The 8487-nt window shown below is 40.2% G+C and carries 5 protein-coding genes; all 5 read left to right on the top strand.

The window, feature by feature from the left end; translation table 11 throughout:
• Nucleotides 1-406 precede the first annotated feature (406 nt).
• The 5 genes from PV403_RS24465 to PV403_RS24485 all read left to right on the top strand — a co-directional run bounded on the left by PV403_RS24465 (nucleotide 407) and on the right by PV403_RS24485 (nucleotide 8327).
• Nucleotides 407-952, top strand: coding sequence for a hypothetical protein (locus tag PV403_RS24465; RefSeq protein WP_332086246.1), 546 nt, complete (start codon nucleotides 407-409; stop codon nucleotides 950-952).
• 1504 nt (nucleotides 953-2456) lie between these two features.
• Nucleotides 2457-3065 (top strand): hypothetical protein, encoded by a 609-nt coding sequence (locus PV403_RS24470; RefSeq protein ID WP_332086247.1) that lies wholly within the window; start codon nucleotides 2457-2459, stop codon nucleotides 3063-3065.
• 1064 nt (nucleotides 3066-4129) lie between these two features.
• A complete protein-coding gene (locus PV403_RS24475; protein ID WP_332086248.1) occupies nucleotides 4130-6649 on the top strand; it encodes a CD3337/EF1877 family mobilome membrane protein in 2520 nt (839 codons plus the stop codon).
• Nucleotides 6646-7242 (top strand): hypothetical protein, encoded by a 597-nt coding sequence (locus PV403_RS24480; RefSeq protein ID WP_332086250.1) that lies wholly within the window; start codon nucleotides 6646-6648, stop codon nucleotides 7240-7242. Before PV403_RS24475 ends, PV403_RS24480 begins: the two co-directional genes overlap by 4 nt.
• The gene (locus PV403_RS24485; RefSeq protein WP_332086251.1) at nucleotides 7239-8327 is read left to right on the top strand and encodes a peptidoglycan DD-metalloendopeptidase family protein; all 1089 of its coding nucleotides are present in this window, start codon (nucleotides 7239-7241) and stop codon (nucleotides 8325-8327) included. Before PV403_RS24480 ends, PV403_RS24485 begins: the two co-directional genes overlap by 4 nt.
• Nucleotides 8328-8487 lie beyond the last annotated feature (160 nt).

Consider the following 8487-nt stretch of genomic DNA (forward strand, 5'->3'; position numbering starts at 1 on the left):
ACTTTCCTGCGCAGTACGAGCGTCTACGTAAAATGCACTTATGCGGTTGAACCGCCGTATACCGAACGGTACGTACGGTGGTGTGAGAGGTCGGCTACTCTTCTAATGGGTAGCCTCCTACTCGATTAATATCAACCGTAAATATTGACCGTTTTTGTTTGTTTTTATTGTGATTACTAATTCATTGTTTATATTGAATTAGTCTTTGTGCCTCACATGCTATAGCAGCAGTTTTCTCCCAAAGAATTAAGCTGTCCCACTGTTAAACCCTTTGGTATCAAGCAGTTTTAGTTTGATCCGGCCTTCCCTCAGTAATATCTAAAAGGCTTGATTTGATAATTATAATCGATATCGATTATAATTATACTCAATATCGGGTAAAATTATCATTTGGAGGTGTTTCATTTTGTCAATTATTGAAAGCACACAGGAGAAAATTGTAGAGCTAGAGCGGGCTTTAGAGCAATTTTCACTAATAAAAGACACGTTGCCCTTAGATGTAAGATTCACTACTCAAAGACTAATAGATAATCAGCTTAATGAATTAAAATATCGACTTGAAAAACTAACATTCTTACGATCGGATAAAAAGTGTACTGTTTGTGATCATTGGATACGTGAAAATGAAGATCCCATACACTTGTTTTACCAATACAATAACTCTGTCGAGCCAGCAAGTGTTACTGTTTGTCCTTCTTGCATTGGTGCCATGAAAAAAGTAATGACAACAAATGAAGCGGAGAAGCTGTGGGGACTAATACCAGGAACAATTAAACAAGATCGCAGGCTTGGTAACCTTCAGGAATTTGAAAAAGTAGGTTTGGTATATCATACGGGGCGTTACATCAAAATTCATGAGATCGTTATGAAGAGTTATTATGAGCCTAAAATACAAGAACGTCAAAGAAAAGAAAACCGTAAAATTAAAGATAGCCAAAAATCTGTTAAATAGGTGAATCTCTAAATCCCTGAAAGAAATATGGTTCCACTGCTCATTAATTAGTTAGTTTTGTCAGGCCAGATGTGGGCATAGCTGCCTTCTGTAAATGATGTTGAGAAAAAGACAATTCAGATGTTACCTGTAGGTGAAATATATACAATAGGTGGGGTTTCTGTGGGAGAAGATAAACGGTATGAGATACATTAGGTTACTGACCGGAAGTATAAGGTAAGTGTATATGAATTGATGATTCGCTTAAATGTTGATTATGTTGAAAGCCCGGAAGAAGTCCTCCGTATTACTGAAACAAATTGAATTAGTGAGTCATCCAAATAATGGATATAGATAACATAATATGTCTAGATAATATGCTGCCTCGAATCCATAAACTATTGATAGTGAATACTTTACCATTAAAAATCATTCCCTCAAGGGTGTATTTTTAATGTATCTGATTTCTTAGTAAGGAGTTCCATTCTTCGGTAAACCCCATGGATTTTGTGTCCACTTCATCTTCCAAGCAGTTATCAAAATTTCTATAGTCCACATCAAGGTATATTCACGGGTTATCCTTTTTGATCTTCTCCTTTTCTTCATGTTTTTGAAGAGCTGGATATAATGCCTCACTTTATACGGGCCGCCATAGTTTTTTCCTGTAGTGTGCAATGGCGAGTTCTCTTTGAGATTTATAAATACAAATTACAATGAATTTAGGTGGTACATTGGATTCTTAAAAGTTATGTTCAACCTCATGACTTAAATTACCACAATTTATTGTAATGTAGTTTGATAACTGGGTTCAAAATGATATTTCTATGTAATCGATTATCTCCATAAGGAGATGACAAAGTTGGTATCCAAATACGTAATGATTATAAATTTTTATGAGATTGTATTTGAAAAAAATATCATTTTGTTAAAAAAGTGAGACAGTAAATCTGTGATAGTTAGTTCTTTGGAGGATGGCTGATTATCAATAATGAGATCTATATCAATGAGTAGATCTAGTCACGAAAAGTAATTATTTTTTTATATTTTTTTAGTATTCCTTCCTCTTTCAACAATAAAAAAGCTTCACATAAAATGTCTCGTCCTGTTCCATTTGCCGAAGCAACGTGCGAGCAGACTTACTTATATTATGTTGGAAGATGTCCTACAACATTATCTGAATTGAAAAAGATATGTAAAATCTCGAGTTATTAGCCCTAATAAAACTCGTGAAATTTAAAAAGCAAGGGCAACTAGGCGCCCTTGCTTTTTGTTTTCGTTTTTTTTCGTACTTTGAGATTATTTCTATGAGCAAAATCTATAATTTCCTTAGATAATTGTTTGGCTTTTTCTTCATTCATCTTTATCTTCATTCTGCACTCTCCCACAAGCTTTTTACATTATAGTATCTCCCTTTATATCTGGATATATACGGGCGTTCTAAAGGTCCTCTACCGCTGCATACAATACATTAACTTAGCAACATATCTACAGTGTTGCAGAGATAATGGAGAAAAGAGGAGATAAAATGTTTAAAGGGGAGACGATGAGAAAGGTAAGATCAGATAAAAAAAGAGCAATCGCTGCTCCAATTAGTTTGAGTGCATATGAGATTTTTTCAAAGCTTAGCTATGTTTGTGATGCTCCCATCAAACTCATTGGAGAGTTTATCATTATAGAAGGATATAAATCTGCGTCTCTTATTGATGAACTGCAGCCATACTTCAAAAGAGATCTTCAGTATGAGAACAGATACATATTTGGAAACTCAGAGCGGGAATCATTTAAAATGAAACTCAATTCTAAGAAACGTCTATACATGAGGTTCCTGGATCGGGACCATGAAAAGATGGCTTCTTTGGCTTATAGCTTAGATAGTTCCATCCAAGTGGCAGCATCTTTAATTTTGACAAAAGTTATTTATAGAGCAGATCTGATGTATCCTATTATGTCCAGGTTTATAAGAAATATACTGAGTGATAAAGATGAGGCAAAACTTCGAGCAATTACTAAACATCTTAATTCGGTTAGTTCAGATGATCATATAACGATGACTGCGGTGCTTTCCTATTTATTAGAGAAGGGGATAAGGGAACAAAAACGCATTATAAACATCTTGGAGGAAATAGATCGTTAATAGGGATCTGTGAAGGATCTAGTTGGGTTAATGACACATGTAAGGATCAGGAAGGGGAGCTCTCGATATATGAGGTGTGATGTAAATTTAATTTAACACGTACGTTTACGTATACGTAAACGTACGTGTTAAAAATTACAATTAGTAATTCCCGCTACATAGGAGTTGAATCGGGGTAGATGAATTTAAAAATTTTATAGCGGGTGCTCCTGGATTACTGGGAGGCCTTTATTTGTCCTATGGTTGTAGCTTGGTTTTAACCAAGGTGAGTTCAAAGGAAGTTTCTGAATCCTGATGGGCATCTGCTTCTGAAAATGGTCGGCTGATGGAAGAATAGAGCATCTGTACAAGGTGCTTTACGTTTCTGTCCCTCGTTTTATACCCCGCTACCAGAGAAGTCAAGACTGCCTCCTGTCCGCTCCGCTTTTGGCTTCGCTCCCATCAAGCAGTCAAGCATAAGAGAGCATAATGATTCCGCTTTGGTTTTATCATCATGAAAGGTGCCAAGTGATGGCACCAGTTCTTAAAAAAATTAAAGTAGCTGCCTTAGTAAGTTAAATAAGTCTAATAATTCGTAAAGTGCGCTAGCATAATCTACTAGGAAAGCAAAACGCTTGGATTCCAAATAAAACATCAACAATCTACTTTGCATTTGATCTTTAATTCTTTTTGTCATGTTGGTCACTCCCTTAAGGTAATGACCAACGTAAATCAATCTCTTCAAAAAAAAGATAATCAGCGAACATTTAGTTAAAAAACCTGCGAATTTAGAAAAGAGGGTGACTGTACTCCATTCTCCTCGGACAACCTAAACACCAAGAATTACAATATCAACTCCTATATAAATGAGCCTTCTGAGGATCTACCTAACTAGATGGCGAAATTTTTTATAAGGTAAGATATTTTTTAGACAATCATCAAAAGTATTTTTTCGATCTCCTAAGTATGAGTAAAGTGGATGGTGAGTGGAAAATCCGAATAGTCGATGAAGAGGAAATGCTAAGGAATGCGAATCCAGATGAAGCGATCATTGTCCACAAAAGTGATAGCGGGGAGTGATCGGAATGAAACGCTGGCTTCGATATGGCATGCTTGTTTTTATCTTTTTTGTGAGCTGTACACTGCCAATAGCAGACGCAGCCGATCCGGATAAAATTTTTAGCAATAATATTTCGTCAAATCTATTTAATACTGACCACGAAGTAACCAGCGATGGATCTCCAGCCTATTACCAAATTGATGTTACTTCAAAAACAGAAGACGGAGATGAAGAAGAGAACGTTTTTTCCCAAGCATTTTCAACGGTTGGCAGCTGGATATCAGGGGATGCAGTTAAGGATTCAATCATGGCACAGTTTTATGAAGCCATGAACTTTATGGTCAATATCTTATTTAAAATGAACTTATACATGACCAATGCCATGTTAACCGTTCTTGATTATGCATTTGATTTTGATGTAGTAAATACGCTGATTGAGCGTATTGAAGGAGTCATGCAAAGTTTAACAGGCATTTCCTCGATGAGTTTTAGTAGTTTGGGACTGTATGGAAAGTTAATTGGAATCATTGGAATTTCTATTGGCTTACTATTCGCTTATCAGTATTTATTCAGAAACGCACAAATTGAAGCCGTCGGAAACTTGGTGAAGACATTTCTAATCTTGGTAGTTACGCTGTTGTTCTTTAGTAACTATGCTACGGTGCTAAAGGGAGCTAACTCTCTAACGACCGAAGCTTCGGCCATTATCATGGGAGCTGGTTCGGGTCTTAGTGAAGACGGTACAACAAGTGGAAGGCAAAGCATGGGAAACAATATGTGGGATCTATTTGTACATCGTCCCTATTTATATATGCAATATGGCACAGATAAGGAAAGTGAGGTAGGAGTAAGCCGGGTTGATGAGTTATTGAGCACACCACCAGGACAGGTGCGGCAGGAATATGTAGAAAAGGTGGAAGTTAAAAAATTAGGAAATGGAATGATGACTTACGTACAAGTACCAGAGCGCTTAGTTTTTACTGGACTGTATACCGTAGTTAACGGAATTACTTCCCTGCCGATATTCGCTCTAGCGCTACTTATCATTGTTCTGCAGTTTTGGTTTTTGGCCGTGGCCGCACTTGCACCATTTTATTTACTCATTGCAGCATTCCCGGCAGGCGGTGGTGTATTTCGTAGGTATATGGAAGAACTGGCCTTGCCGCTTATTCTTAAACTGGGTGTATCGTTTATAGCGCTGATCGTGTTCACCATGTCCGAGATCGTATATCAGGAAGGGAACACTGATAGCATCGGATACATTGCCGTTGCCATCATCGAGTTTGTTATCCTGGTGCTTATCTTTTTGATTCGTAATCGCTTAATTAGAATATTATTTGCTGGCAACCAGGTTGCACGTCAACTAGCGATAGAAGCGTCACAGCTCGATCGCCGGATGAATGGGGCTAGATATAAAGCGACTCGCGGAGCTGCTCAAGTAGCAGGAATGATGGCGGGTGGCCCAGCGGGAGGAGCTGCGGCTGTAGCGGCCGTAGATAGTATGGAAAGTGGTAGAGATCATAGCTCCGCGGCGGCACTAGAAAATGAACGCCTGGATGATACAGATAAAAATGCTGCTTCCAGTACGCTTACAGATAACAGTTTTGAGGATATTCCTCCGCTACAATCAGAAAGTTTAGGAGATCCACCACCACTAGGAGCTAGTGGAAGCGGGATGAGCGCCAGCATGATAGCAGGGGTAATGGCTGGATCTACTGGAGATTCGAGAGCAGAAGTAGCTGCCACAAGCTCCGTGAGAGATAGGGATACAGGTACTGCACCGCAAACAGTATCTCTAAACGATACGAAAGGAAAAACTAGCGCTACGGGAGACTTAGCGAGACCGCGTAGCACAACGAGCGGACAATTTCCTGAAAACGTTACACCGTTATACGGAAATTTAGGTGTATCAGGGGATACAGGTTATGAGGACGCTACTACTAGACCTAATCATTATTTCACGGGTGATGGTAGTTTGAGAAATCAATCGGAGTCCTTAACCGGTGGACAAGGATCTTCAGATCGTCAAGACTATTCAGGTTATGATGCTTCCTTGTTTTCATCTATGCCGATGGAGGATCAAGCTATAGACTCGCGGCCACCTCATAGCACAGCTAACAGCGGACAAGCACCACAGACCGTACCTCTTAGTGTCATTTCTAATAAAGAACATCTATATTCAGAACAAAGCCAAGGGAGTAATCAAAGAAGACAGCAGCAGGAGAATTTCCGAACATCCAGGGGGATAGAGTCACTTGGAAGCGGATTTCAAAATCGTCAAACAGGACACCTAGAGCATCCCACACCTATACGATCAGGGCAGCAGGAAAACCGTGTACAAAGTATACCGCTACATTCTTCAGGTACTCAGCAGGAGAAATTCCGAACCCGAACATCTAAGAAGGGAGAATCACTTGGAAGCAGGGGAGTAGATCGTCAAGCTGAAAACCATGAGGAGTCCACACCTATACGTTCTGGGAAACAGGAGAACCGTGTACAGAGTATACCGCTAGATCCTCGTAATAGAGGGAGCGATGAGTCATGAAGGAACGAGTAATGAAATGGCTTGGGACGATGATTGCTTTAGGTATGATAGCTTTGCTTATTGGGTCAATCATTGAAGGAAATCGGATTGAACAAGAAAAGGCTGCTGAAGAGAAGCAGCAGCCTGTTACCGAGGAGAAGCAATCTGTTCGCAAGTATTCCCCAAATGAAGAAGCGGAAGCAGAGAAGTATGCGGAAGAGGTGACTGCTCCAACAGAAGAAACGCAGACAGAGATCCAAAAGGTTATTCCGGAGTTTCTGAAGTTGTACGTACCGTTCAACATTGAAAACCCAGATGAGTTTTTGAAAAAGTCTCTACCTTATGTAACTGGTAACTTGTATAAGGCATTTGAACAGGAGAAGCGCCGGGGAACGCTAACGATTGTTAAAACGAAGGTGCTTAGTGTAGAGCTAGAACCACAGAAAGAGGGACTGGAGGAACAGTGGTGGAATGCGGATATTGAGGTGGAGCATACCGATCAGGACGGCCAAACGAGTACAAGTACGTTAGCTTATATCATTAAGGTCAACATGATTGATGGTAAATGGAAGATTGATGATTTAGCTGTACGTTCAAGGGCGTGGAATTCATGAAGAAATTCACAATACTTGGCGGTTTGGCCTTCATTCCTATACTTTTTGTTGGTGCCTTATTTGTACTTATGTTAATGGTCATGATGTTCAGCAGTTCAGATTCTGAAGGTAATTATGGGGGCGGCGGATGGGGGAGCGGAATTATATCTTCTTTGGGTGAATCTGAGATTCCAGCAGAGTATATTCCAATCTATCAGGCGGCCGCAGAAAAATATGGAGTTCCTTGGAACCTCTTAGCGGCAGTACACCGAATTGAAACTAGGTTCTCTACGTTAGATCCTATGATTTCGTCCGTTGGGGCAGAGGGGCACTTACAATTCATGCCTTGTACTTTTATTGGATGGGGGCATAGCTCTTGTAGTGGTTCAGGGGCTGGAAACTTCAGCGATGAGGAAAAAACTAGTTTGGATTTAATCTCTAAGTATGGTGGATATGGTGTAGATGCAAACGGTGATGGCAAAGCGGATATGTGGGATTTAGAAGATGCGGTCTTTTCTGCAGCAAATTACTTGGGAAAGAGCGGAGCGGCTTCTGGTAACATTGAAAAAGCACTATATCAATACAATCACAGCCAGGAATATGTATCAGAAGTAATGAAATACGCTACGCTTTACGTGACAGAAGGATACGATGCTATTATAATTCCGCAACCGGGTAAGGCTGGATTTAGTCGTCCGGTCAACGGCCAAGTTACATCCGGATTTGGCCCACGTACCCATCCCGTTACGGGCGAAGTAGGAAAACCACATGAAGGCGTAGATTTTGCTTGTTCGCATGGACAACCGATACCCGCATCTAAAGCCGGAAAGGTTATTATGGCTGGCTGGCAAGATGCGAGTAATCCAAGTGAAGGTTACGGTCAGTATGTACGTGTGGACCATGGGGGTGGCTATGTTACTACCTATGCGCATCTGTCTTCCATTAAAGCTCGTGCTGGGGATCAAGTATCTGCAGGAACCGTGCTTGGTGGATGTGGGTCAACTGGCAGTAGCACCGGGAACCATCTACACTTTGAAATCATTATCAATGGTGTAAAGGTAAATCCTTTGCTGTTTGTAGGGGAAGTATATTCCGCAATCCGATAATGAGCGCGCCATCCATTGTATGTATCCTACCCATTAGAATTCCTGTAAAACGAAAAATTTGGAGTTTGAATAAAAAAGAGCGCCTCTGTACGATGGGAGTACGCAACGGGTCAAAAGCCCTTAAAATCCACATCAGGAGGTCGCTCTAACATGAAGTTTA

Origin of the sequence: Paenibacillus sp. GYB006 (assembly GCF_036577645.1) — a bacterium.
Lineage (GTDB): Bacteria > Bacillota > Bacilli > Paenibacillales > Paenibacillaceae > Paenibacillus.